Annotated in this window: 22 protein-coding genes and 1 tRNA gene; 20 read left to right on the forward strand and 3 right to left on the reverse strand. The window is 61.8% G+C overall.

The genetic code is table 11. The annotated features are described in order from the left end of the window. Positions 1–326 precede the first annotated feature (326 nt). From hpnC to KGJ62_07570, 5 genes are all read left to right on the forward strand, one after another. Complete coding sequence (gene hpnC / locus KGJ62_07550; protein ID MDE2126428.1) at positions 327–1,223, forward strand: squalene synthase HpnC; 897 nt, start codon at positions 327–329, stop codon at positions 1,221–1,223. Further along, positions 1,220–2,155: a squalene/phytoene synthase family protein gene (locus KGJ62_07555; GenBank protein MDE2126429.1), complete on the forward strand. Its 936-nt coding sequence runs from the start codon at positions 1,220–1,222 to the stop codon at positions 2,153–2,155. Before hpnC ends, KGJ62_07555 begins: the two co-directional genes overlap by 4 nt. Before the next feature lie 47 nt (positions 2,156–2,202). Further along, positions 2,203–3,552: a hydroxysqualene dehydroxylase HpnE gene (hpnE, locus tag KGJ62_07560; protein ID MDE2126430.1), complete on the forward strand. Its 1,350-nt coding sequence runs from the start codon at positions 2,203–2,205 to the stop codon at positions 3,550–3,552. A gap of 27 nt (positions 3,553–3,579) precedes the next feature. Further along, a complete protein-coding gene (trpA, locus tag KGJ62_07565) occupies positions 3,580–4,377 on the forward strand; it encodes a tryptophan synthase subunit alpha (protein MDE2126431.1) in 798 nt (265 codons plus the stop codon). A gap of 77 nt (positions 4,378–4,454) precedes the next feature. Beyond that, positions 4,455–5,183: an MBL fold metallo-hydrolase gene (locus KGJ62_07570; protein ID MDE2126432.1), complete on the forward strand. Its 729-nt coding sequence runs from the start codon at positions 4,455–4,457 to the stop codon at positions 5,181–5,183. 132 nt (positions 5,184–5,315) lie between these two features. Here KGJ62_07570 and KGJ62_07575 read toward each other — a convergent pair whose 3' ends face one another. Further along, a complete protein-coding gene (locus tag KGJ62_07575; protein ID MDE2126433.1) occupies positions 5,316–5,987 on the reverse strand; it encodes a sigma-70 family RNA polymerase sigma factor in 672 nt (223 codons plus the stop codon). A gap of 150 nt (positions 5,988–6,137) precedes the next feature. Between KGJ62_07575 and KGJ62_07580 the strand changes: the two genes are divergently transcribed. From KGJ62_07580 to KGJ62_07625, 10 genes are all read left to right on the forward strand, one after another. After that, a complete protein-coding gene (locus KGJ62_07580; protein ID MDE2126434.1) occupies positions 6,138–7,169 on the forward strand; it encodes an NAD(P)/FAD-dependent oxidoreductase in 1,032 nt (343 codons plus the stop codon). A 191-nt stretch (positions 7,170–7,360) separates the two neighbouring features. Beyond that, on the forward strand, positions 7,361–9,853 hold the full coding sequence (locus KGJ62_07585; protein ID MDE2126435.1) for a PQQ-binding-like beta-propeller repeat protein: 2,493 nt from the start codon (positions 7,361–7,363) through the stop codon (positions 9,851–9,853). 237 nt (positions 9,854–10,090) lie between these two features. Beyond that, the gene (locus KGJ62_07590; GenBank protein ID MDE2126436.1) at positions 10,091–10,663 is read left to right on the forward strand and encodes a hypothetical protein; all 573 of its coding nucleotides are present in this window, start codon (positions 10,091–10,093) and stop codon (positions 10,661–10,663) included. Between the two features lie 181 nt (positions 10,664–10,844). Continuing rightward, positions 10,845–11,411 (forward strand): hypothetical protein, encoded by a 567-nt coding sequence (locus KGJ62_07595; protein ID MDE2126437.1) that lies wholly within the window; start codon positions 10,845–10,847, stop codon positions 11,409–11,411. A gap of 317 nt (positions 11,412–11,728) precedes the next feature. Continuing rightward, on the forward strand, positions 11,729–13,618 hold the full coding sequence (dnaK, locus tag KGJ62_07600; protein ID MDE2126438.1) for a molecular chaperone DnaK: 1,890 nt from the start codon (positions 11,729–11,731) through the stop codon (positions 13,616–13,618). Positions 13,619–13,819: 201 nt separating this feature from the next. Further along, a complete protein-coding gene (locus tag KGJ62_07605) occupies positions 13,820–14,848 on the forward strand; it encodes a J domain-containing protein (protein ID MDE2126439.1) in 1,029 nt (342 codons plus the stop codon). Between the two features lie 16 nt (positions 14,849–14,864). After that, positions 14,865–15,206, forward strand: coding sequence for a MerR family transcriptional regulator (locus tag KGJ62_07610; GenBank protein MDE2126440.1), 342 nt, complete (start codon positions 14,865–14,867; stop codon positions 15,204–15,206). A gap of 224 nt (positions 15,207–15,430) precedes the next feature. Then, the gene (locus KGJ62_07615; GenBank protein MDE2126441.1) at positions 15,431–16,090 is read left to right on the forward strand and encodes a sigma-70 family RNA polymerase sigma factor; all 660 of its coding nucleotides are present in this window, start codon (positions 15,431–15,433) and stop codon (positions 16,088–16,090) included. Next, a complete protein-coding gene (locus KGJ62_07620; GenBank protein MDE2126442.1) occupies positions 16,091–16,858 on the forward strand; it encodes a zf-HC2 domain-containing protein in 768 nt (255 codons plus the stop codon). Between the two features lie 12 nt (positions 16,859–16,870). After that, positions 16,871–17,854, forward strand: a complete 984-nt coding sequence (locus KGJ62_07625; GenBank protein MDE2126443.1) for a hypothetical protein — start codon at positions 16,871–16,873, stop codon at positions 17,852–17,854. A gap of 15 nt (positions 17,855–17,869) precedes the next feature. On the opposite strand, the gene KGJ62_07630 is transcribed toward KGJ62_07625, so the two are convergent. Further along, positions 17,870–18,994, reverse strand: a complete 1,125-nt coding sequence (locus KGJ62_07630) for a Gfo/Idh/MocA family oxidoreductase (protein ID MDE2126444.1) — start codon at positions 18,992–18,994, stop codon at positions 17,870–17,872. A gap of 75 nt (positions 18,995–19,069) precedes the next feature. Between KGJ62_07630 and KGJ62_07635 the strand changes: the two genes are divergently transcribed. Both KGJ62_07635 and KGJ62_07640 read left to right on the forward strand, forming a co-directional pair. Next, positions 19,070–20,371, forward strand: coding sequence for an extracellular solute-binding protein (locus KGJ62_07635; GenBank protein ID MDE2126445.1), 1,302 nt, complete (start codon positions 19,070–19,072; stop codon positions 20,369–20,371). A 93-nt stretch (positions 20,372–20,464) separates the two neighbouring features. Next, positions 20,465–23,035 (forward strand): S9 family peptidase, encoded by a 2,571-nt coding sequence (locus KGJ62_07640; GenBank protein ID MDE2126446.1) that lies wholly within the window; start codon positions 20,465–20,467, stop codon positions 23,033–23,035. A gap of 23 nt (positions 23,036–23,058) precedes the next feature. Here the strand turns inward: KGJ62_07640 and KGJ62_07645 are convergent. Next, positions 23,059–23,130: transfer RNA gene (locus tag KGJ62_07645), tRNA-Thr, on the reverse strand. Between the two features lie 122 nt (positions 23,131–23,252). On the opposite strand from KGJ62_07645, the gene KGJ62_07650 reads away from it, so the two are divergent. From KGJ62_07650 to KGJ62_07660, 3 genes are all read left to right on the forward strand, one after another. After that, positions 23,253–23,798: an FKBP-type peptidyl-prolyl cis-trans isomerase gene (locus tag KGJ62_07650; GenBank protein MDE2126447.1), complete on the forward strand. Its 546-nt coding sequence runs from the start codon at positions 23,253–23,255 to the stop codon at positions 23,796–23,798. Between the two features lie 162 nt (positions 23,799–23,960). Further along, a complete protein-coding gene (locus tag KGJ62_07655; GenBank protein MDE2126448.1) occupies positions 23,961–25,565 on the forward strand; it encodes a trypsin-like peptidase domain-containing protein in 1,605 nt (534 codons plus the stop codon). A gap of 133 nt (positions 25,566–25,698) precedes the next feature. Further along, positions 25,699–25,896 carry a hypothetical protein gene (locus KGJ62_07660; GenBank protein MDE2126449.1) on the forward strand — a complete coding sequence of 66 codons (198 nt, stop codon included), beginning with the start codon at positions 25,699–25,701 and terminating at the stop codon, positions 25,894–25,896. Positions 25,897–25,949 lie beyond the last annotated feature (53 nt).

The raw sequence follows: 25,949 nt of genomic DNA on the forward strand, positions 1-25,949 counted from the left end.
AAGGATCTCTCCGCTCCAACGCCATTGGCCACGACCAACGCGCCGCCGGCGCGTGCCTGGCGGAATGGGACGAATGAGACCCGTGCAACCATGGCAGCCACCGGCCAAATGGCTTCTGCGCACGCCTCGCGAGCCTGCGAAAGGCATTCGATGGCCGCTGTGCCGTTACTCTATGTGCGAGACACATAGAGTCCGTTTCTATTCGGTTCTCAGTCGCTTACGGGTTGCGCGCGCTTTGCCACAAGGTGGTTCCTGGCGCGGGAGGAACCGGAACGGTTATAATTCCGTGTGACGATCGAACCACGATACGCGGCGCAGACGCGATTATGACGGCTGTGGCGCTACTGCCGAAGTATCAGTTTGATGGCTCCGCTACTCTGGCCGAAGCTGAGGCATGGTGTGCGCGACTGGCGCGTTCGCACTACGAAAACTTTATCGTCGGCAGCCTCTTTTGTCCACGGCCGCTCCGCCACCACTTCTACAACTATTACGCTTTCTGCCGCGTCAGTGACGACCTTGCCGATGAAGCTGCCGACAGCCAGCAAGCCGCTTTAATGCTGGATGCGTGGGAGTCCGAGCTGGAGCGCATGGAGCGCGGCGAAGCCGAGCATCCCGTGTTTGTAGCCCTGAGAAGCACTACAGCCGAGTTCGGCATCCCGACCTCACTCTATCATGACCTTCTGCGTGCGTTCCGGCAGGATCAGAGCGTACAGCGCTATCCAACATTTCACGATCTGCTGGGCTACTGCCGGTACTCGGCCAACCCTGTGGGACGCGTGGTACTGCATCTCGCCGGTTATCGCGACGAAGAACGGTTGCTGCTCTCCGACTCGATCTGCACAGCGCTGCAGCTGGCTAACTTCTGGCAAGACGTGGGGCGCGACTATGCTCGCGGGCGCATCTACATACCGCTTGAGGATATCGCCCGATTTGGCTACACCGAAGCGGAACTTGCCCGGGGCGAGGAGACCGAGGCCTTTCGGAACCTCATGGCCTTTGAAGCGCAGCGCACGCGTGAGCTGTTTCAACTCGGTGCGCCGCTCGCAGGGATGGTGCATCGACGCCTGCGGCTGGACGTTGAGATGTTCTCCCAGGGCGGCGCCGAGGTGCTGCGTCTCATTGAGCGCCAGGAGGGGCGCGTCCTCAGCAAACGCCCTGCCGTCAGCCGCGGGCGCCAGGCGGTGATGCTAATTGGCCGGCTGATAGCGGGCTTGACGCCGTGACAAACTTCGCTGAGGAGTCGGCTCGGCCGGCGGACTGCACGGCAGGCAAGGCTGAGCTGGCGGCGTCCTACGCCTACTGTCGGACCGTTGCGCGCACGTCTGCGCGAAACTTTTACTACTCGTTTGTCACGCTGCCGCGAGCGCGCAAAGACGCGATGTGCGCCATTTACGCATTCATGCGGCGAAGTGACGATGCCGCCGATGAACCCGGCGACTTCGCGCTGCGCGAAAGACGCATGCGAGCCTGGCGCGCGACCGTTGATGCCGCGCTTCAAGGCAATTATGGGTCCGAGCCGGTGCTGCCGGCGCTGCACCACACCATCTGTCGATTCCGGGTGCCGGTCCATTACCTCTACGAGGTGATGGAGGGCACCTCGCAGGACCTCAGCGCCGTACGGTTCGAGACCTTTGAGGAGCTCCGCGCCTACTGTTATCGCGTGGCCGGCGTGGTTGGGTTTGTCTGCCTGTACGTATGGGGGTTCGGCGGCGACCGGGCGGAGGTCATGCGGATGGGTGAGGCCTGCGGCCTCGCGTTTCAACTGACCAACATCCTGCGAGACGTTGCAGAGGATGGCGCCCGCGGGAACATCTACCTGCCGCAGGAGGATCTCCGGCGCTTCGGCGTGACCGACGCGATGCTGCTGAACGCAAGCGCCGGCGATAAGGCTGTAAGAGAGTTGCTGCGATTTGAGGCCGAGCGCGCAGAGGACTGGTACCGGGCGGCGGAGCCGCTGGCCGCCTGCATCTCGACACCGAGCCGGCCGACCTTTGAGATCATGTTCGACATCTACCACGCCATTCTCACCGAGATAAAGCGCCTGGATTACGACGTGTTTTCAGACCGCATTACGGTGAGTACCCCCAGGAAGGTGATGGCTGTGGCGCGCGCGGTCGCGCGCACGCGGTTCAGCGCATTGCGGAGGCGCCGGTAGTGGGCGCCACCGGATCTGCCGCGGTTGCCGGCGGTGGAGTGGCAGGCATGGCCTGCGCAGTGGCGCTGTCGCAACTAGGCTACCAGGTTACACTCATCGAAAAGCGCCCCATGCTGGGCGGTCGCGCCAGTTCGTTTATCGATGCCGAAACCGGCGAGGTGATGGATGTATGCCAGCACGGAACGATGCGCTGCTGCACGAATCTGCAGTGGCTGCTGGCCGCGCTGGGCGTGGAGGATCAGATTCGGTGGCTGAGCGCATTGGAATTTGCCGATAGCTCCGGCCATCGCTTTCCTTTGCGCGCCGGTATCCTTCCCGCGCCGCTGCACATGGCGGCTTCCTTCGCCAGGTTTGGCGCGCTGCAGCTGGCGGACAAGCTGGCCATTGCGCGCGGCATGCTGCGCATCCTCCGCACCGGCGAGGAGGCTGACCGCGATGATCGCTCCATGGAGGCGTGGCTGCGCGAGACACGGCAAACCCCACGCGCCGTCAGCCGGTTCTGGCAGCCTGTGCTGGTTTCGGCGTGCAATGACTCGCCGGCCTGCATCAGCCAGGCCGTGGGCCTAAAGGTGTTTCGATACGGGTTCCTACGCAACCGTTCCGGGTGGCAGTTTGGCCTGCCTGGCGTGCCGTTGGGCACCCTGTTCACCGGTCCCGCGGAGCGCGTGGTGGCTGCCGCCGGCGGTGTTGTAAGGCTTCGAACGCATATCGCGCAGTTTGAAATAGATCGATCTTCCGATGGCGCAGCCATCACTGGATATCAGCTGCAGAGCGGTGAAACCGTGCGCGCCAGTCACTACATATCGGCTCTTCCCTTTGATGCGCTGGCGCGTATGGCGCCGGAGGCCCTTGGCCCTGGCGGGCTGGAGTTTGCGCCAATTGCGGGTGTACATCTCTGGTTCGAGGGGCGCATTGAAGCGCCGCACGCACTGGCGCTGCTGGATTGTGATGCAGACTGGGTGTTTAACAAGACGGCCAACTTTGCGATGGCCGAGAACGGCGAAACGTGGCTGCACGTGGTCAAGAGCAGCGCCGGTGAATGGTGCGCTAGTGAGCGCGAGGCCGTTCGCGATCGAGCGCTGGAGGGATTGTATGGCGCCCTACCCCGCGCACGCGAACATCGTTTGCTTCGATGGAAGGTTCTTAAAGAGCGAAAGGCCACATTTCGGCCTGGACCCGGGGTTGCCGCGCTGCGTCCTGGCCCTGAATCCAGCCTGAACGGGCTTGTACTGGCGGGCGAATGGACCAACACGGGCTGGCCATCCACGATGGAAAGCGCGGCACGAAGTGGCTTACGGGCAGCGGAAGCCATAGCGGCTCGAGATGGCATGCCCACCGCCCTTGTACAGCCTGACCTGTCGCCATCCACGCTGGTGCGTTGGCTGTCGGCCTGCTAGTGCCATAACTTGGGAAGCGGAGAAGCTATGCGGATTAGTCGGCGGTTTGAGGAGCTGCAGGCTGCCAACCAGGCAGCTCTGGTCTGTTTCGTTACAGCCGGTGATCCCGAACCTGGCGTACTGCCCGACCTTATATCGGCCATTGCAAGCGGCGGCGCGGATGCGATTGAGGTTGGCATTCCGTTTAGCGATCCACTGGCGGATGGTCCAAGTATTCAGGCATCCTCGCAGCGCGCACTGGCGGCCGGCATGAATTCGCGCCTCGCAATGGCAGAGATTGCAGAAGCCCGTCGGAGGCTGCCTGATCTACCGATTGTGGTGATGACATATTTCAATCCCGTTCTGCGATTTGGTATGGAGGCGTGGGCAGCCGCGGCGGCAAGTGCCGGCGTAGACGGTCATATCGTCACCGATCTCTCGCCGGAGGAGTCGGCGGAGTGGCGCGCCGTTTCGGCGCGTCACGGTCTGGATACGATCTTTTTAGTGGCGCCAACCAGCACCGACGAGCGGGCGGCAATTGTAGCGGAGCTTTGCACCGGCTTCGTTTACGGCGTTTCAAGGACGGGCGTCACCGGCGCTCGGCAAAAGCTGTCGGACGAAGTGGGGCCGATGGTGGCGCGTATGCGCCGGTTTACCCAACTGCCGGTATGCGTGGGCTTCGGAGTTTCCAGCGCAGACCAGGCCGGGCAAGTGGCCGCTATGGCCGACGGTGTGGTGGTGGGCAGCGCGCTTGTAGATTTGATCCATCAACGGCGCGACGATGCCGGCAGAGATGAGGCCGTTAGCGCATTCGTCCGCGAGCTGAAATCGGGCTGTATCCGTTGACGGGTGAAGAGACGCTCAGCGAACCGCGCGCGTTCCGTATCCGGATCCTGGGCAGCGGTACATCCCACGGCGTGCCGATGATCGGCTGCACGTGCGCTGTCTGCACCAGTACCAACCCGAAGAATCGTCGCACGCGCCCCTCAATTGCGGTGGAATACGGGAGCAGCGTGCTGGTGGTGGATACCGGCCCGGAGTTCCGGCTGCAGGCACTGGCGGCCGGCCTTTCGCGGGTGGATGCCGTGCTGATCACCCACACACACGCCGACCACATCTTTGGTATGGACGATCTGCGCCGGTTCAACGACCTGGCCCACGCTTCGATTCCCGTGTACGGCTCCGCCTCCACCCTGGAGGATATCCGGCGCATCTTCGATTACATCTTCAAGCCAACACAGGCCGGCGGCGGCAAGCCGCGCATTACGCTGCACGAGCTTCCCAGCACTCTGGAGCTGTGCGGGTTGGAGATCACCGTGCTGGAAGTGCTGCATGGCCGCCTCCCGGTACAGGCGTTCCGGTTCGATGTGCCCAGCGGACCGTCCGCCGCGTACATCACCGACGTCAACACAATACCGGAGGCGGCAATGTCGCATTTGGGCGGTCTGGACCTGCTCATTCTGGACGCGGTGCGGTTCGAACCCCACAGCACGCACTTTGGATTGTGGCAAGCCGTGGAGGTTGCGGGACTGCTGAAGCCGGCGATGGTTCGCTTTACGCACCTTTCACACCACTTCGATCACGAAGAGGTGAACGGCCGGCTGCCGCAAGGTATGTCCCTGGCATTTGATGGTGAGGTTTTGACGCTCTAGGCGCATCCGGTCGTTTGCCGCGCTCCGCCAGCCGGCGGTCGCTCCGGTAAAAGCATTGAGGCGGAAGCATCTCGCTTCCGCCTCAATGGAGTGCCTCTTATCCCGACCGGCAGCTCGGCGGTTCTTCCCGTTTCAGGCCGGAACAGGCTGCGACTTTGCCACGGGTCCGGCTGCCACAGCGCGCCGCTTCCGCGTCCGCGGGCGAATACCGGCCTCCATGATCCGCCGCAGCATCACCCGGCCGCGGTGGATGCGGGAGCGCACGGTGCCCACGGCGCACTTCATCCTCTGCGCGATCTCGTCATACGACTTCTCTTCAACGTCGCAGAGGAGTACGGCGTCACGGTACTCCGCCGGCAAAGCTGCCAGAGCCGATTGCAGCTTGTCGTCCATCATGGCGCCAACCACGATATCTTCCGGGTTGCTGTTTGGGTCGGCAAATTCATGCTGGAACACGTTACCCTCTTCATCCGTTCCTGCAGGAGCGTCCAGAGAGTGCATCGGAACGCGCTTCTGCCGGCGGCGCATATCGATGACACGGTTAGTGATGATGCGGAACAGCCAGCCTTCGAACGACCGGGTTTGATCGTACGACGCGAAGTTGACCAGAGCGCGCACATACGCATCCTGGGTCACATCCTCGGCATCTGCCGCGTTTCCTGTGAGCTTGTAGGCCAGATTGTAAGCACGCTTGTGGCTGCGCTCGTACAGCGAGGAAAAGTCGGCTACTTCCTGCGTTGGTGTTAATGCGGTCATGTTCCACCTCCTTGTTAATCCGACTACATTGTTGCAGTTATGTTCCATGTGCGCCCTAAGCAAACCAACGGTTTATTCACCGTGGAAATCCATGATGGCCGGCTGCCTGCATCAACTCACAACCGCGATATTGAGCGTGCGTGTGTGATAAAATGGAGGCGTCTGAACCGGACAGGCGCAGCGCGCCAGAGGGGGTTTATGGAGGACTCGAACACGGAGACGGATGAAACGTCACCGCCGGCCAGTGAGGTTTTCGACATAACCATCGTTGGCGGCGGACCGGTTGGGTTGTTCGGCGCATTTTACGCGGGCATGCGCCAGATGAAGACGAAGATACTGGAGAGCCTGCCGGAACTGGGCGGGCAGCTCGCGGCCCTCTACCCGGAGAAGTACATTTTTGATATGCCGGGCTTTCCACGGGTTCTGGCTCAAGACCTCGCCGTGGAAATGGCGAAACAAGGGACCCGCTTCGCGCCAAAGGTCTGCTGCAGCGAGAAGGTTCTGCAGCTTCAGCGGCAGCCCGAGGACGAGACGTGGCGGCTGATCACCAACCGTGCGGAGCATGTAACCAGGACAGTGGTACTCACTCTGGGCGGCGGTGCATTTGCTCCTAAACGACTGGATACTCCCGGCGTCACCGAGCTGGAGGGCCGTGGTGTCTACTACTTCGTGCGTGACATCGCCCAGTTTGCCGGCAAACGGCTTTTGATCGTTGGCGGCGGCGATTCGGCGCTGGATTGGGCCATGCACCTCGAGCCGGTAGCCAAATCGATCAGCCTGATCCATCGGCGCGACGTGTTCCGTGCGCACGAGGAGAGCGTCGACTGGCTATTAAATCGCTCACGCGTGGACGTGCGCCTCTGGCATGAGCTGCGGAGGGTGGAGGGTAACGGGCATCTTGAGCGCGCCGTTGTGATGCATAACCAGACGCGTGAAGAGGCCGTGCTGGAGGTTGATGGCGTACTGCTCCACATCGGATTCTCGATGGATATTGGGCCCGCCCGCGATTGGGGCGTGGAGATGGAGGGCTCGTCAATACTGGTCAACCATATGATGGAGACGAATCTGCCGGGTGTGTATGCCGCCGGCGACGTGGCCCAGTTTGAGGGCAAGATCAAGCTCATCGCCACGGGCGTAGGCGAGGTTTGCACCGCCGTAAACTACGCCAAGCACCGCATCGATCCGCACTCGAAGGTGTTTCCGGGCCACAGTACCAACATGGATCTATAACGGCTGGGAAACAGCGGAAGGAAAACCGGCTTCTGCCGTGGAACTGGTACGAAACCGCCGAACTGCGATTCTCAGGCGCAGTTTTCGGGCTGCCGAGCCGATCGGCGTGTTTGAGGGAGACCGGCGTCAACTCGGAACAGAGCAGCCAGCCGCTCTTTGCACCGAGATGCCCAGGAGGGGGAGTTTCGAGCATGCTATTTGAATCGTTACGTTGGACGAACCGCCGATTATCCGGCAGTTGTGCGCCAGCCCTGCTCATCATCGGCGCCGCGATGGTGATGTGCGCGCTGGTGCCCAGGGTCGCGGTCGCGCAGAACAAGGCGCACGTGACGCTGTACCACAACGACTTCGGTCGTACCGGCGCGAATCAAAACGAGTCCACGCTCACCCTTGCGAATGTGAACCCAACCGACTTCGGCAAGCTGTTTCAGCACAACGTAGACGGTCAGATTTACGCCCAGCCGCTCTATGTGCCGCACGTGGCGATCACCAATCCGCAAACCGGCGCGGTGGTTTATCACAACGTGGTCTATGTCGCCACCGAGCACGACAGCGTTTACGCATTTGACGCCGACAACAATATCGGCGATAACGCGGGCCCCCTTTGGGAGGCGAACTTTGACTTTCCTCAGATCGGCATCACCCCCATGCCGTCCGACGACGTCAACAGCGACGACATCTACCCAGAAATTGGAATAACCGGCACGCCGGTGATCAGCCTGAGCGGACACACACTGTACGTGGTTGCCACCACGCTGGAGCCGGACGGTGCACACCAGCACCTCCATGCTCTGGACCTTGGCACCGGATACGAGCAGTCGAACAGCCCGGTGGATATCTCAGCCAGTGTTCCTGGTGTGGGTGACGGCACCGACGGCAATGGCAATGTTCCGTTCGATCCGCTCTGGGAGAATCAGAGAGCCGCGCTGCAATTGTGGGGCAATACGCTCTACATAGCCTGGGGCTCACACGGCGACAATATCCCATACCACGGCTGGGTGCTTGCCTATGACGCCACCACACTGCAGCTGACGGGAGCCTGGAACTCATCGCCAAACGGCGTCACCACCATCAATCCCGATGGCAGTACAGGACCGCCGGCCGGTGGCGGCATATGGATGGGCGGCGGCGGCATCACTCTGGATAAGAACGGAAACCTGTTCCTTGCTACCGGCAACGGTATTTTCGATGCCGATCCTACCTTCTTCTCCGGAGGGACCGAATACGGGGACAGTGTGCTGAAACTCAACTTCAACACCGAGACCGGCTTCAACGTGGCCGACTACTTCACGCCGTACAACCAGGACGTGCTGAATAGCGCGGATCTGGATCTTGGCAGCGCGGCGCCGATGCTCCTTCCCGATCAGCCCGGCGCTCATCCCCACGAACTCATACAGGTGGGTAAAGAAGGCACCATCTACGTAATCAATCGTGACAACATGGGTGGCTTCAACCTGGGCAGCGACAGTCAGATTGTCCAGGAACTGCCCGGCGCCGTCGGCGGCGTCTGGGGCATGCCCGCTTACTGGAACAATATGGTGTACTTCGGCGGCGTGGGAGACTCCATCCAGCAATTCCAGCTGAAGAACGGTCTGCTCTCCGCGACGCCGACGGCGTCGACCGGTGACGTCTACGACTATCCCGGCGCCACACCCAGCATTTCATCCAACGGCGTGGCCAACGGGATCCTGTGGGCCATACAGCCGGTCTATCCCAACGACGGAACTGCGCCGGCAGCGGTGCTCAAGGCGTACAACGCTACAAACCTCAACCAGCTCTTCTCGAGTACCGCGCTTGGACCGGTGGACGGGGCTGGAACGTATGTCAAGTTCGCCGTCCCGACCATCGCCAACGGCAAGGTGTACGTAGGCGCTCAGAACCGGCTCACCATCTACGGGCTGCGCCCTGCCCCGCCACAGCAGCAGGTAGACCACTTTACGGTAACGGGCCCTGTATACGTACCCGCGTACTTCAACGAACCACTGCTGGCCAGCAACATCTATGAGCCGTTCAGCATCACAGCCGTGGGATCCGACGGAAACCCCGAGGTATTCACGGGACGCGTCTACTGTGCGGCACGCGAATCCAATGGATCGCTCTTCCCGCTCGGCACCGTAACGTTCAACAACCAGACCAACGTCATACGCTGGTTCCTGATGAGTAACTTCGGCAATATCGATGGCGAGGGCTTTTTCGAGTTTGTGGCCACCGACGGTCATGGGCACGATGCTACGGCGCCTTACGAGCCGATACCCGGCTTCTGCCCGTTCATCGTGTTTCCCACGCAACTCATCGGTCCCGACCACTTCCAGGTTCGGGCGCCGGTCAACGTTCGCGAAGGCCAGACCACGCTGATCACGATCACGTGCCTGGATGGCGCCAATCAGGTCGCCGATGCCACGTTCCCCGGCAGCTGCCTCGGGCCTCCCGGAGTGTGGGTGTACGATACGCTACCGGACGGCACCTCGGTGGGCAATGGCAGCGGTATGTTTGCCTATGAGGGCCAGTATGGCGCGCCATTCATACCCGCAAACAACTGCGTTATCGATTGGGAAGATGCACTCGGCAATCCGATCCACCGTCTCACGGTACCGGTAACGTTCACCGATCCCGGCAAGCATGTTCTGGTTGTCCTTGCACCAGGCGCCATCACGGGTACGACGGTGGTCAACGTAACACCGTAACCCGGCGCAGACCGATCGCACACTGCGGCCCGCACCGGTACTCTCCGGTGCGGGCCGTTCTGCTTTGTCGACTCCAACCGTGCCCGGCTCTGAACCTTCCGCTAGCGGTTGCGTCTCTACTGGCGAGGAGGAAACAGGCGAGCAGACAATTCCTGCACTCCTCCATCACTCCAGGTATCCGGCGCGCGGCATGCGCGCCACTCAACTCCATATCGCTCGTAAAACAAGGAAGAGAACATGAATCGCATGACCATTTTGGCTGTACTCTGCGTCGGACTGGCTCAGCCGCTGCTCTTGCCGGCAGGCGCGCAAATACCGGCGGTCCAGCGTCCCATCCGATCCACATTGCATGGACGGCTGGCCGGCGCGGGCCTACACAAGAGGCTCCACGCCATCCCGTGGTCACAAACGCTCGGGGCTCCAAAGCTGGAGGCTGGAAAGCAGGTCGGCTATTTCATCTGGCACGATGCAAAAGGCGTCTATCTGGCCACGACCAATGAGGTTGACAAAGGCCAGGTCTTTCGTGGCGCCGTTCGGGTTCGCCCGGGCAGTATCGCGAATGTCGCTGGTGTGAAGCTGGAAAAGCAGGACCGCTTCAAGCAGACCAAACCCAACGTGGTGCAGTTCCGCTTCGTCACACATGAAGGAGTGGACGGCATCACGTTTCAGGTGAGCGACATGTCGCGCTTCATAGCGTTTCGCCTGAACCTTGCCTCGCACGTAACGGCAAAGGTCTTTCTCGGCGCGAAAATGACCGAAGCCCAAAACTCCGGGCGGCCCGGTGTCTACCTGTTCAACCTGGCAAAGTAAGCCGGACAGCACGCTGGTCTGCAGGCAGAAAGCGGCGGGAGCGCAGGCTTCCGCCGCTTTCTGCGTGCGGCGATGGTGAAATCCTGCAACTTCCGCGCCGCGCCCGGCTCTAACCGCTAAGGCGGATTTGATCCGCCACGGCGCAACGCCATTTTCGCCACGCTCACCAGGAGAGACTTGCATGAGCAGACTGCAACAATGTGTCCGGTTCGGAGCGATCGCTGCGGCGATTATCTTCCCGGCGCTTGCCGGCGCGCAGGCAGGCAGCGCTACCCCCCAAAAAGGCAAAAGCCCGCTTCTGAATAAAGCCGGGCACAAGAAACTCGCCCATTTGAAGTGGTCCTCCACCGATGGCAAGCCGAAGATCAACCCCGGCAAGCAGGTCGGCTACTTTATCTGGCACGAGGGCAACACAGTGTCGATCGTGGTCACCGACAAAGCGCTAAAGGGACAGTACTTTGTAGGTCGCGTTCGCCTGAACAATGGCGTGATCACCAATCCGATCGGCTTGAAGGGCGAGGACGACAAGCGCGTCCAGGTGCTGGATACCAGCAACATCCGGTTTCGGTTCAAAACCAAGCACGCCGAGGATGGCGTCACATTCAATATTGCGCCTGGCGCAACGCAACTTTATGTCAACCTGGACTGGCTGGGACACCCCACGTACCATGTGTATCTGGGAAAGAGCAAGACGGAACCACCCAGCGAGCGGCACAAGGGCTGGCTGGCGTTTGACATCGCCCGATAGCGCCCGGCGCGTCGATAGGCTTGAGACGGCCCCGGTGCAGAAACGCTCTGGGGCCGTTGCTGCGTTTGTGCGGCAACCGACCACTTTGGTGGACGCCCGTCTGCACCGGTAACGCACTGCATCGGGACGTATTGACGGCGGCCGCCGACCACCCACTCGCGCCTCCCCAGCCGCGACTGTGATTTCGTGCGAAGCTGCACTTCGGCCGAAATTCACTTGACAATATGACACTAAACTTGTATCATACGCGTATATTCATGTGTGACTGCATGTTCGATATCAAGCGATGAGCATATGGGAGGCGGAGGAACATCAAAATGGGTAAGGCAGTTGGCATCGACCTCGGCACTACCAACTCGGTGGTGGCCATTATGGAGGGCGGCGAGCCGGAAGTGATATTGAACACTGAAGGCAGCCGAATCACTCCATCGGTTGTGGGCTTTAACAAATCGGGTGAGCGGCTGGTAGGCGCCAGCGCCAAGAGGCAGGCGATCATCCATCCGGACCGGACCATCATCTCCATCAAGCGCAAAATGGGCACCGGCGAAAAGGTCTCCATCGACGGCAAACCATACAGCCCGGAGGAGATATCGGCAATGGTGCTGCAGAAGCTGAAGGCCGACGCCGAAGCCCAGCTCGGGCAGCCGATAACCGATGCGGTGATCACGGTGCCTGCGTACTTCGACGACGCACAGCGCACCGCTACCAAGAACGCCGGCGAGATCGCCGGGCTTAAAGTACTGCGGATCATCAACGAACCGACCGCGGCCGCGCTTGCCTATGGCCTGGACAAGCAGAAGGAGGAGACCGTCCTGGTATTCGACCTCGGGGGCGGTACCTTCGACGTTACGCTGCTGGAGATTGGCAAAACGGAAGACGGCGGAAGCGTACTGGAGGTTCTGGCCACCAACGGGGATACGCACCTGGGCGGTGACGACTGGGATCAGCGCATTGTGGAGTACGTTTGCGATGAGTTTCAGAAGCAGAATGCCGTGGACCTCCGGAAGGACAAGCAGGCACTCCAGCGGGTTCGCGAGGCGGCCGAAAAGGCGAAGGTGGAACTCTCCAGCGTAACCACGGCCAACCTCAACCTGCCGTTCATCACGCTCACGCCGGACGGCCCGCTCCATCTGGACGTCAACCTCTCGCGCGCCAAGTTCGAGGAGCTGACAAAAGACCTGGTCGACAGGTGCCGCAAGCCGTTTGAGCAGGTACTGACGGACGGAGCGAAACCGGCCAGCAAGATCGACGAGATCGTTCTGGTTGGCGGCTCAACCCGGATGCCGATGATCCAGGAACTGGTGCGCGTACTTGGCGGCGGCAAGGAGCCAAACCGCACGGTGAACCCGGACGAGGTCGTGGCGATCGGGGCAGCTATTCAAGCCGGCGTACTGAGCCAGGAACCCGGCTCGGGCCAGAACATCCTGCTTCTCGACGTGACACCGCTCTCGCTGGGCATCGAGACGCTGGGCGGCGTGATGACTCGCCTCATCGAGCGAAACACCACCATTCCCACCAAAAAGAGCGATGTGTTCAGCACCGCGGAATCGGGCCAGCAGAGCGTACACGTCAAGGTCTATCAAGGCGAGCGCGAGATGGCCAGCGCCAACAAGATGCTCGGCGATTTTCAGTTGACGGGCATTCCACCGGCGCCGCGCGGTGTGCCTCAGATCGAGGTGACGTTCGACATCGATGCAAACGGCATCGTGAGTGTGTCGGCCAAAGATCGCGCCACCGGCCGGGAGCAGAAGATCACCATAACGGGATCCAGCAACCTGAAAAAGGATGAGGTGGAGCGTATGGTGAAGGACGCAGCCGCGCACGCAGAGGAGGATCGCAGCCAGCGGGAGCGTGCCGAAGTGCGCAACAAAGCCGAGGCGCTGATGTATACCTCGGAGGAGCAGTTGAAGCAGGTCGGCGCCGAAGCGCCAGCCGACGTGAAGCAGCCGGTGGAGAGCGCCATAGCGGATCTCCGTACCGCACTCAATTCCAATGATACGGCCACCGGCGAGCTGACGCAGCTGACCGAAACGCTGGAGCAAGCGGTGTACAAGCTCTCCGAGATTGCCTACCAGAAGGCCTCGGCAGAGGCACCGGACACGCCTGCAGGTGGTGGTGCTCCCGATGAGAGCGAAGTACCGCATCCCACAGCGGGTGAAGAGGAGCCGGTACTGGATACGGAGTTCACCCAGACGGGTGACCACTAAACACGAATGGCGCCGGTGCGGGCGAGCGCGGCCGCACCGGCGCTGGAAGTAGAGCGATACAAGTCTGCCCGGGCCTTCTGTGTGAGTGTGAGCTCGGGCGTGCCGCGGCCGGCGGCCAATCGGTTCGGTGGTGGCGAGGAGACTCGTTGGCGCCTGCCCCGTCGACGGCCGAAACCATAACGCAAAGGTGACCCGGCAGCGATGAAGGATCCGTACGAGGTGATGGGTGTTGCGAAGAACGCGACGGATGAAGAGATCCGGCGCGCGCACCTGCGCCTTGCCCGAAAACACCATCCGGATCTGAACCCGGGAGACAAACGCGCCGAAGATCGGTTCAAGGAGATACAGGAAGCCTACGACATCCTCTCAGACCCCGAGACGCGGCGTAAGTACGATACCTTTGGCCAATACTATCAAACCGCCGGCGAGGCGGCTCCGCCGCCGGCTGGTGAGCCGCGGCGAGGCCAGCCATTTCCCGATATCAACGCCCACGGGTTGAATCTCGACGAACTGCTCGAGCGCATGTTTGGCGGCTCTCGCGGCAACCGTGCGCAGCAGGCGACATCCGAATCGCCCCAACCTGCGCAGGAACACACGCTGGAGATCAGCCTGGAAGAGGCATGGCGCGGCACGGCCCGCCGCATCACGCTGGCACTGCAGGATGTGTGCCCGGATTGCGGCGGCAGCGGCGTGCGCCGCACCGCGCGCGGCGCCGTTGACCTGGGAGGGCCGCCCTGCCCGCGCTGCAACGGTGCCGGACAGATCGGTTCCTCACGCGAAGGCGAGGTCAAGATCCCGCCTGGAGCCTGGGACGGCTTGCGCCTCAAGCTGGCCGGTCAGGGCGCAGCCAGCGCCACGGGCCAGCGAAGCGATGTCGTGATACGGCTGAGGATCCGGCCACACCCAGCGTTCGAGCGCGACGGCCAGGACCTGATCTTCGATGGACTGACTCCATACACCGTAGCCGTACTCGGTGGTGAAATCAGCGTTACCATGCTCGACGGAAGAAAACGCAGTCTGGTCGTTCCGCCCGGCGTGCAGAGCGGCCAGCGGCTGCGAATAGCCGGCCAGGGAATGCCGGCGCTGCAAGACCGGCCGCAGGGCGATGCATATGCCAGGATCCGGATACTGGTTCCCAAAACGGTAACCGGACGAGAACGCGAATTGCTGCAGGAGTTGGCCGAGCTGCGGAGAGATACGGTCCGTTCGGAACGCGGCGGGCCGAACTGAGAGGTGCGCAATGCCGATGGATGAAAGAACCGACGGCGTGTACATGATCGGCGTTGTTGCCGAGCTGACGCAGATGCACGCGCAAACCATCCGACTATACGAAAGGCTGGGCCTTGTGGCGCCCATGCGCCGCAGCAAGAACCGGCTCTACTCGGAAGCCGATGTGGAACGGCTTCGCCAAATCCGGCGGTTGACTCAGGACATGGGTGTGAACCTGGCCGGAGTGGAGGTGATTCTCGACCTGCTCGCCAAGCTGGAACGCACCCAGAATGAATGCCATGAGCTGCGCCAGCAGGGTGAGGCCTTGAAGGAGCAGTTTCGCGCTGTCCTGGAGCAGCTTGGCCGCGGCTATCCTTGACTGAACAGCCCTCCGCCATTGCCCGCCGGGAGGCAGGTGCGGAGGAGGATCGCATCCGTGCCACCCAACCAGTTGATACGCCAAATCACGCGTGGGCCACTGATCACGCCTGTGCCCAAACGCGGGCGGCGCTAGTTAACCAGCCGGTAACCGGAATGCAAGCCGGCGCGTCTAATGGTTTGACCGGGAGCGCCTGACGCGCCGCGGTGCGGGAGAAACCGGCGGTGAAGCCGACCAGTGGAGCAGCCTTGAGCGTTATGGCGGCAAGGTGGAATACAGCCTCGACACCAGGCGCCAACGCAGCGGGCAGTGATGATGCCGCACTTGTCCAGCGGTACCTTGCAGGTGACGGAGCGGCATTCGACCTGCTCGTCGATCGGTACCGCGCGTTCGTCTATCGTGTTGTATTGGGCGTGCTGCCGAATATCGAAGAGGCTCGCGATATCACGCAGGAGGTATTCATACAGGCCTTCCGCGGGATTCGCCGTTTCCGGCACGACTCGCAGTTTGCCACCTGGCTGTATCGCATTGCGGTCAACCGGGCGTTGGATGCCGCGCGGGCCGCAAGCCGTCGGTCGCGACTGAGCAGTCCGGAGTTACTTTCCGAGCGGAGTACGTCCACAGCGGAGATGCGACCCGAGGATGCGGTTGCAGAGGCTGATGAAGCCGCGCAGGTTCGAGCGGCGTTGGCGCTGTGTAAGCCGCAGCACCGTTCCGTGCTGGCGCTGAAATACCTGGAGGACCTCACGATTGAAGAGATGGTCCCGCTGCTGGCGTGCAGCGAAACGGCAGTCAAGGTTCGGCTTCACCGCGCACGCAAAGCCTTCCGGACAGCGTGGTCGCAGCTGCACAACGGATGCCCATCGCCGGCGGAGGAGTTGTAGATGCGCGCTGTCAGTTGGCCGCTCCCGTTTGTATGCCGGCGAACGCGCCGGGCTCTGGAAGCCCAAATGGACGGGCAGTTGCCGGCAGCTCGAGCCGCCGCGATGCACGCCCATACCGCGCAGTGCGCGGCCTGCCGCGCGTTTCAAAACGAGATCACCCAGGCCGACCAGGCGCTCACCCGGTATGGCGCAGCGCTCCGGGCCGTGCCCGACTTCGCCATCGCGGCTGCTCCAGCGGCGCACCGCCAGCCACACGTCAGCAGGTTGCTGCCGGTAGCGTTCGCACTGGGCGCTTGCGCGCTGGCGATCGTTCTCGTGCCGTCAGCGCGTCGTGGGCCGGTGGCGCCGATGCCGACAACTGGGCCCAACCGGATCGCCCAGGCAGCCATCGCACCAACGCCAACAAGCACACCACTGATCGGTTTGCATACCCTGGCGGCTCACGCCCGACCGCGCCGTCAACAACTTGCGCGACGTCGGATGCCAACGCTTCGCCCGGCCGTCACGATGATCGCGATGTCGAAAACACGGTCAACGGTCCCATTTCATCATGGTTGGTGGCACAAGCCGGCGCCATCACCAAAAATCGCGGCAAAGCTGCCGGTAGTGCAGCTGGCCGATGCGCAAGCCGCCCAACCCGATGATGTGCGGATTACCATCACCGACGATGTGCGAGGCTTTACCAGCACCGCGCGCCTCAGCGGGGGATCCGGTTCATCGCAGTTGCTGGTATTACAGGCGGATGCTCCCGTCTCCGGCGCCCAGTAGCAGGAACTCGCTATGACTCTTGAAAACAGATACCGCATGCTCAGTGCGCTGGCGGCAGCGCTTATCGTGATGCCTGGCGCGGCTGTAGCGGCTGTGGACAACACCTCCGGTACGCCAACGACGCAACGCGCGCCGAGCGTGCTCGAGATATCGAGCTCGGGCTCGCTGTACTCGGTCCATGCCGAACATGCCGTTATAGCTACTGTAATTAGTCAGTTGTTCGGTCTGGCGCACCAACAGTTTGTATTGGGTCCGCACGTCGGCGGCGATGTCACGCTGCGGTTGGTGAAGCAGCCCTTGCTTACCGTACTTAACGCCATCTGTTCGGCCGCAATGCTCAAGTATCAGGAGACAGGTACCGGCACCGCGAGGCGGATCACCATCCTGGTGGACGAAAGCGCGGTGCACGCATTTGCCGTATCGATGGCTCGCATATCGGCGGATCGCCAATCTCAGTTGACTGCGCTCCAGCTCTCCCTGGCCGCACCTCGCATCATGGCCCCGGGCGGAGCTGCGAGCCGCGGGCTGCGTAACAGTCCGGCGCCCCTGGGAGGGTTCGGTGGTGCGTCGACCGCGCCGATAAATGGCCTGGCACAGGCAAAGGTGGTCCAGAAGGTGGCGGAACTGCCGATCAACCGGTTTGCAGGAGGACTGCCCAATCGTGAGGTCTCCATTCAGGTTCCCGCCGCCCATCCGATGCCGATGACCGATGTACTGCGTAGCCTAACCGACCAGGCAGGCGTTGGCCTGGTGCTGGATAAAACGGTACCGACCGGCGAGCGGTTTCGGTTTGTGGGCAGCATTCCGTCTCGCACGCTGGAGCAGGCGCTGAACCTGCTTGCGCCCTTGGCGCACCTGGAGTGGTATTGGACGGGCAGCGCTATCTACATTTCCACCACCCCAAACTTCGCGATCTACTACGGCAGCAGCAAGCAGCCCAAGGTGCAGTTTGGTTCGCAGCCCGCACTCGCGGCGCCGGCAAGGCCACCGAAGTAGCGCGAGGGCCGCACGTCAGGCATCGACCCGATCCGGCGGCAGGCCCATAGCCAGCGGCTCGGGCCGTTCGCACGTTGACTCCATAGAGTATCGCTGGCCGGACGACGCGGCATCGTGGAAGCCATGCATGGCTTCCAGAACGTGGTAGGCCAAGTCGCCCGATGCGCGGTGGGGCCGGCCGGAACGCAGCGCCGAGGCCATGTCGGCCACGGCCACGCCGCGGCTGTTCTCGGCGAAACCATGCGTCAGTGGAATATCCGACCACTCGGCGCTGTTCATTCGCCGCACGCGAACTGGCCCGCCAAACGTATTCGGGTCGGGCACCAGCAAGGTTCCTTCCGTGCCGTAGATCTCAATACACGGAGTGGTGCTCGACCATACGTCGAAGCTGGTTACCAGCGTTGCAACGGCGCCGGAAGAAAACTCCAGGATGCCCGCCACGTGCGTTGGAACCTCAACCTGGATACGCTCACCATAGTGTGGCTGGCTGGTGATGATTCGCTGTGGAAAGGTGATTCGCGTCGCGCCGCTCACCTGCCGTATGGGTCCCAGCAGCGTAATGAGCGCGGTGAGGTAATACGGCCCCATGTCGAACATCGGACCGCCGCCCACCTCGTAGTAAAACGCCGGATCCGGATGCCAGCTCTCGTGCCCGTGACACAAAAGAAAGGCTGTGGCGGCAATCGGCCTACCGATCCAACCGTCATCAATCAGCTTCCGGCACGTTTGCAGCCCGCCGCCGAGGAACGTGTCGGGCGCACCGCCGAGTCGCAATCCACGCTGCCGCGCGATTGCCAGCAACTCCTTGCCCTGTTCGCGAGTGAGGCTTAGCGGCTTCTCCACGTGAGAATTCTTACCTGCCTCAAGTGTCGCAAGGCACACCTCGTGGTGAGCGTCCGGCGTGGTAATGTTGATTACGATTTCGATTTCCGGGTCGGCGAGCAGTTCAGCATTGCTGCACGCCCGCGGAATGTTGTGCTTTTCCGCCTTTGCAACAGCCCGTTCGTGGATCAGATCGGCGCAGGCGCGGATGTTGAGCATGGAAAACGTTCGGCCAGCCTGAAAATAGATATCGCTGATGTTTCCGCATCCGATTACTCCCACCCCCGCCGGGCGCACACCCGCGTCCAGTTCTGCCATCGGTACCTCCGGCCGGTTTACCGATAGTTTGCCGACGCGCCGCCACGATTCCTGTACGGCCCAGGATGGCCACGCGTGAGCGGTCCACGCATCACCCGCCGGCGCGCGCTGCTGCTGGGGGCCTCGCTCGGCCTGGCCGGCTGCTCCGGTGCACGCAGACGCGGCGTGCTCGACCTTTGGTCGGCGCCTGTTGGACTGGAAGAGCGGGCGTTTATGCGGATCTGCCGCCGCTTTGAGCGCGAACACCCGGGCATCACAATCCAAAACAGCAGTGGCGTCAATGAGGAGAAGCTGGATCGCGCGATTGTCGCCGGTGCGGCGCCGGATCTGGCGTACCTGTACAACGAGCCGCCCCTTGGACCGCTGGCGGCAAACCATGCGGTGCTGCCCCTCGACGCGTACTACGAGGCAGAGCGCTTTCAGGATGAACAGTTCCTGCCCGGCGCCATCCAGCAACAGCGCTACAACGGTGTGCTGTACGCTATGCCAACTACCCGGGATTCCCGCGCCTTTTACTGGAACCCGGAGCGGTTTCATGCAGCGGGCATCAATCCGACCCGGCCGCCGACCACCACCGAGGAGTTGCTTCAGGTGGCCGGGACGCTGACACAGCGAGATGGCAGCGGCAACGTGCGCGCACTGGGGTTTACGTTACCGGACGACCCCGACCTGGTATTCGCGATGTTTGGCGGTCGCAGTTACAACGTCTCAACGCGCCGTATCACGGCCGACTCCGACGCGAACGTGCTGGCGCTCACGTGGCTTCTCCAGATTTGCGACGCGCAGGGAGGCATCGAGCAGGTTTCGCGCTGTACCGCCAGCTTCGGCAGCGACAACAGCTCCGAGAACCCGCTCGCAGCAGGCACAGCGGCTTCGCGGATTGACGGTGAGTGGGCGGCTATTGCTCTGGAGCGGTACGCACCACGTTTCCAGTACGGCGTCGGCGAAATCCCGTATCCCGGCAGCCGACCCGACCTGAAAAACCTGGGATTCTGCGATGGAGATATCATGATGATCCCTGTTGGCTCACGACAGCCGGAGCTGGCATGGACCTTTATGGCGTGGCTGCAGCGGCCGGCTCAGCAGCTGACCTACTCGATGCAGATGGACAATCTTCCGACGATTCGCGCGCTAATCAACTCACCACAGCTGGCCACAGGCTCGCCAAGCCGCCGGACGACCGCGTATATCCTTTCGCATATAGCCAGTAACGCACAGAACACCTGTGAGACTCCGCCGCTGCCGATCTCGATCCTCTACCGCAACACGCTGATCAACGCCTTCCAGCGCACTCTGTATCACGCAGTGACGCCGCTGCAGGCGCTGCGCGACGTTCAGAATCGAATGCAGATGGATATGGCGCGGTACGCGGCGTGAGTGTATACTCAACAGGTTTACCGCCGCTCTGATTGACGGCTGTCGCGAGGCTATTTGGCGCACGCGCCCGCCGGCGGTTCTGTTCCAAACGAGATGAGTACTCAACAAGACGAGGGCGTTCCTGCGCCAACCGAAGGCGGCGACTCTAACCGGCTGCGAATTACGCCCCGTGCTCTGCTGGAAGCGCCGCGTCTATCGGATCCTCAATTCCATCCCGATGGCCACCGTATTGCATTCGTGGTGTCGGAACCGGACTTCAACCAGAGTTCGTGGCTGAGCCACATCTGGATTACGGAGTGGCTGGAGGATGGCGTCGACGACGAGGAGCCACCACCAACGCCGGACGAGGAGCTGCCCGACCCACCGGATTCAACGCGACAGCTTACCTTCTCGCGGGAGGGTGAACGCAATCCGAGGTGGTCGCCCGATGGCCGGTATCTGGCGTTCATCTCTACACGGTTGGACCCGACCGAACATGAGCCGGAACACGACGAAGAGGTGGAGGATCCACACGACCAGATATGGGTATTGCCCACCGATGGCGGTGAGGCCGTTAAGATCACATCGGCTCCTGAAGGCGTTTTAGACTTTGTATGGCATCCGGATTGCTCCAGCCTGTTGTTCGTGGCGGCGCAGCCGAGGCCGCCGGCCGTTGACGCAGTGCGGCGGCACGACGAGCGCCAACGGCGCATCGACGCGGTGGTTGAACATGAAGACCGCCTTCGGCGCGAGGTTTGGCGGGTAAGCGTTGACGACAAGCGGTGCGATCGCCTTTTTACGGGCGACTTTGGTATCGAAGAGATCGACGTTTCGCCCGACGGCACGCGCATCTGCTACACCACAAACTATACCGGCGATGGCAACGACTATCACCTTATCGATGTCTGGGTGTGGGAAGCCGAAAGCGGGGAGCACCGGCGCCTGTTGGAGCGTAACGGAGCAAAATACCACCCGCGATGGTCGCCGGACGGCCGAAACATTGCGTTTACCGGGCCGTTGGATGCCAACGTAAGTTTCTCGCGGGAGTCGCTGTTTGTGGTGAGGGCGCCGAGTGTGGAGGGCGGCGAGGATCTGCGGCCTTGCCGCCTCATGACACCTGCGGGCTTTGATTGTGACGTTCTGGCATACGAGTGGTCGCTTCTGGATGCCAGCGTGGTCGTGGTGGCGGCGACAGGCGCCTCAACCGGCCTCTTCCGATTGGATCCGGACCTCCATGCACTCACTGAGGGTGACCTGTGCGAAATCGAAGGGTTTTGCGTTGATCCCGGCAGCAATGTGGTTGCGTTCGTGGCGCATTCGGCGACTGCACTCGACGAGCTCTATCTTGTATGCCCGGACGGGAGCCGACTTTGCCTTACCAGTCTCAACCGGCGATTCTCCGAGACCTATGCGCCGCCACAGATGGAGCTGCTCCATTGGCACAGCGCCGACGGCACGCCGGTTGAAGGCGTGGTGACCTGGCCCAACGACATGGCGCCCGCGCAGCGCTATCCGTTGGTACTTCAGCTGCATGGCGGTCCGAAAGGACGGTCTGCGCTCTCCATGCGCGATTACCTGATGCACGCGGTGTGGGCGGCACACGGCTATATTGTGCTGCGTCCAAATTACCGCGGTTCGGAAGGATACGGCGCTGCGTTTTGCGTGGCCAACCAGCGCGACCTTGGCGGCGGCGACTATGCCGATATTATGGCCGGCGTGTCGCACGTGCTGGAGCGCGGTGTGGTGGACGCCAACCGAATGGCGGTGATGGGCGGCTCGTACGGTGGGTACCTGACCAACTGGATAATCGGACACACCGACCGCTTTCGAGCTGCCGTCTCGCTGTTCGGTGTGTTTCACTTGATGACGGATTTCAGCAACTCGACCTATTTCCGCTGGGATTACGACTACCTGGGCGCAGCGTGGTGGGAGGACCCGGAAATCTACCGCCGGCTCTCGCCCGGAACTTACGTCGATCGGATGCAGACTCCCACGCTGATTATCCACGGCGACGAGGATGATGTAACCTCGATCAGCAATTCCAGAGAGCTGTACCGTGCTCTGCGCGAGCGCGGCATAGCGACGCAGTTTGTTCACTACCCGCGTGAGGGCCATGGACTGGGCGAGCCCAACCATCGTTTGGACGAACTGCGCCGCTGCCTGGCATGGACCGATCGCCATTTGCATGGCGGTAACGCTACGCTCTATCAGATTGGTGATCGCGTACCGAATACCGAGCTTGGACTGGAGTTACGCGTTGTGAGCGCAACGCACACCGAAGTCCCCGGCTGGCAGCCCTCAATCGGTGGTGAGGCGGCGCCCGAACTGTTGGAGGTGGCGTTCACGATATCGGCAGCGGGCCCAAGAGATGCTTCGGCAGGTTATCGGGTGCTGGCCGGCGAAATAAACCTGGCGTGTGACGATACATCGCATCGGATCGCTCCGAAGGGCATTGTTACCGATTCGCCTGGTGGCAAGCTGCTGCTGACCGGAGACGCGCTGGTGATCGAACGCTTTCCCGACGGCAAAACGGGCGCGCTGGCGGTAGCCATATCATTAGCGTTCGATCCGGAATGCAACCCCGGCGAACTGTGGCTGCACGTGCCGGAGTTTCCGCCGGTTTGGCTGGCCTGGGACGGCGTTCGGCCGGACGGATCCGGCGACAACGGGCTGCGCGGACGATAGCGACGGGGCACACAGAGCAAGAAAGCCTCCGGTCGGAATCGAACCGACGACCTGCCGCTTACAAGGCGGCTGCTCTACCGCTGAGCCACAGAGGCTGGCGCCAACGCGCACTCCATTGTAACATTCCGCGCTCAAAAACGTCAATTAGTGAGCGGTTGGCCACGGGTTGGCGTTGCATTATCGTGCTCCACGTATCGGACTTCAGGAGGACCACACAATGAGACATCGGATCGGCACATTAGCCGTGGTACTTGGGCTGGCATTGCTTGCCGGTGTGGCTGCTGCCGGGCCGGGCAAGCAGGCGAAGCACAAGCATTTGGCGCATCACAAAGGCGCTAAGTCGCACGGCCCAAAAATGGTGACTCTGAAGAACGGACTGAAGTACGTTGACCTGGTGGTGGGAAAAGGCGCGATGGCCAGCGCGCCACACGTGGTTGTAGTTCAGTATATCGGTACGCTGGCGAACGGCACCAAGTTCGACAGTTCTTACGACCACGGAACGCCATTCACCTTCGGCCTGGGCCAGCACCAGGTCATCAAGGGTTGGGACATCGGTGTGGCCGGCATGCGCGTTGGTGGCAAGCGCAAGCTCATCGTTCCACCATCGCTGGGATATGGAGCTGAGGGTACCCCGGGCGGACCGATTCCCCCAAATGCCACTCTGACATTTGTTATTCAACTGCTGAAGATTCAGCCATTGCCGAAGGCGCATGCCGGTGGTACGCACAAAACGGGAGATCGATTCAAGGCGCCGCATGGTTAGGACTGTTTGCGCTTTACGCTCGGAAGGAAACACGGCGACGGGCCTGTTGCGTACTACAATCCGTAAGGGCTTCACATCGCAGCTCCGTCCGCCGGCGTAAGGCGTGCGCCGGGCGCGGTTACTGCGGAGCCGTTTAACCCTGACCGAGGAGATTAAAAGAGAATGTCAGTAGCACAGAAGTACACGCGAGTAGCACGTTTCATTGCGCCGCCGGTGCTTATCGCGCTTGGCGCCGTTGCGGTTATGGCCCTGAGGGCCAGCCCCACGGCCGCTGCGTTGAACGATCCGCCGGTGATTCCGTCGCAGCAGGTCCTGGGTATCCAGCAGAACTTTGAGCAAGTAGCCGAGCGCCTTCGGCCATCTATCGTTTTGATCAAGAGCATTCACGTGCTTGGCGGCGGCGGGCAGCGAAGCCGCATCGTGCCCGGAGCGTGGCAGGGCCAGGGACAGAACCCATTTCAGTTCTTCTTTGGGAACCCCGGCAATGGGCAGAACCCGTTTGGCAACGGGCCGAATCCCTTCGGCAACGCGCCCGGCCAGGCGTTTCCGTTCAGCCAAAGCCCCTATCCGCAAACCGAAACGGCCAGCGGCTCGGGCGTTATCGTTCGCCCTGATGGCTACATCCTGACCAACGATCATGTAGTGGCAAACGCCAGCAGCGTTTCGGTACAGCTTCAGGACGGCCGCGTCTTTCCTGGCAAGGTGTATCGCGACTTTCAAAGCGACCTTGCCCTGGTAAAGATCAATGCAGACAATCTGCCGGCTGCAACGCTCGGCGATTCCAAGGGCGTAAAGATCGGCCAGTGGGCAATAGCCTTCGGTAACCCGTTTGGCCTCAGCGATACGATGACGGTCGGCGTCATTTCGTCGGTCCATCGCGATGCGACCATCGGCGACAATCAGTCGGCGCGCTACTACCCCAGCCTGCTTCAGACCGACGCCAGCATCAACCCCGGCAACTCCGGCGGAGCGCTGGTTGATGTGTTCGGCCGGGTTATCGGGATCAATGTGGCGATCGAGTCTCCATCCGGCGGGAACGTCGGTATCGGATTCGCAATACCGGTCAACACGGCGCGGTACGTTATGGATCAACTGATTGATCATGGCGTCGTCCAGCGTGGTTTTCTTGGGCTGACGCCGGTGGCGCTGACGCCTTCGGACAAGTCGCTGTACGGCGTACAGGCGGGTGCGCTGGTAACCTCCGTGGAAGATGGTACGCCGGCCGCGCGCGCCGGAGTGCAGGTACAGGATGTGGTCACCCAGTTCAACGGCACTCCGGTCAATTCGGAACTGGAGTTAAGGAACCTGGTCGCCCGCACCACGCCGGGCACGGACGTCAGCGTGGTGGTGGTACGGAACCACAATCCCGTTCATCTGAACGCGGTTGTCGGCAAGGCGCCGGTGCAGGCGTCGAACACCACGACGCCGTTGGCGCCCACGAATCCATCGACCCGACCAGCCGCTCTTGGCGTGCAGGTGGGCAGTGCCAGCGATCCTTCGATCCGCCAGCAGTTCAAGCTGCCTGCCGACATACAGTCGGGCGCGGTGGTGGTGTCGGTGACGTCCGGCAGCCCCGCGGAACTCGCAGGCATCCAGGCTGGTGAGGTGATAACCTCCATCAACGGTCGGGCCGTTTCCGGCGCTTCCAGCGTGCCCGCGATTACCCGGCAGTTGAGTCCCGGCTCGACGGTAAGGCTGGTGGTACGGGGCAGATTCAGCGATACCGGCCAGTGGGCCACGATGCTGGTACCTGTCCATCTCGACTGAGGTTGTGCAGCAAGCGCGCGCCGGGCATCCGCCTGGTGCGCGCTTGCTGTGTGTGGCCCTTTGGTGTTTTGCGGTGCGCCGCGATTCTCAGAGGGGCGTTTGGACCAAACCGCGAGGCGAAGGGAAGAGACTGATGGCTCAGGTTGTCGTTGAGCGCCTTCCAAATGGTACGGTACGCGTTCCTGAATGGATTTTTCTGTTTACCGACGAACAGTTCATTCAGTGGTGCACCAGGTTTAAGCTCCGCATCTCGTCGGAAGCACGGGCCGTGCCCGACGACGAACGCGCGGCGATATTCCGCTACATGGTACGCCAGGAGCTTATGGACTGACCCGGCCCACTCCGCGCTTTCAAACCGCATGCGGCCCCCGCCATTGAACAACG

This window comes from Armatimonadota bacterium, assembly GCA_028871815.1.
GTDB lineage: Bacteria > Armatimonadota > Chthonomonadetes > Chthonomonadales > Chthonomonadaceae > REEB205.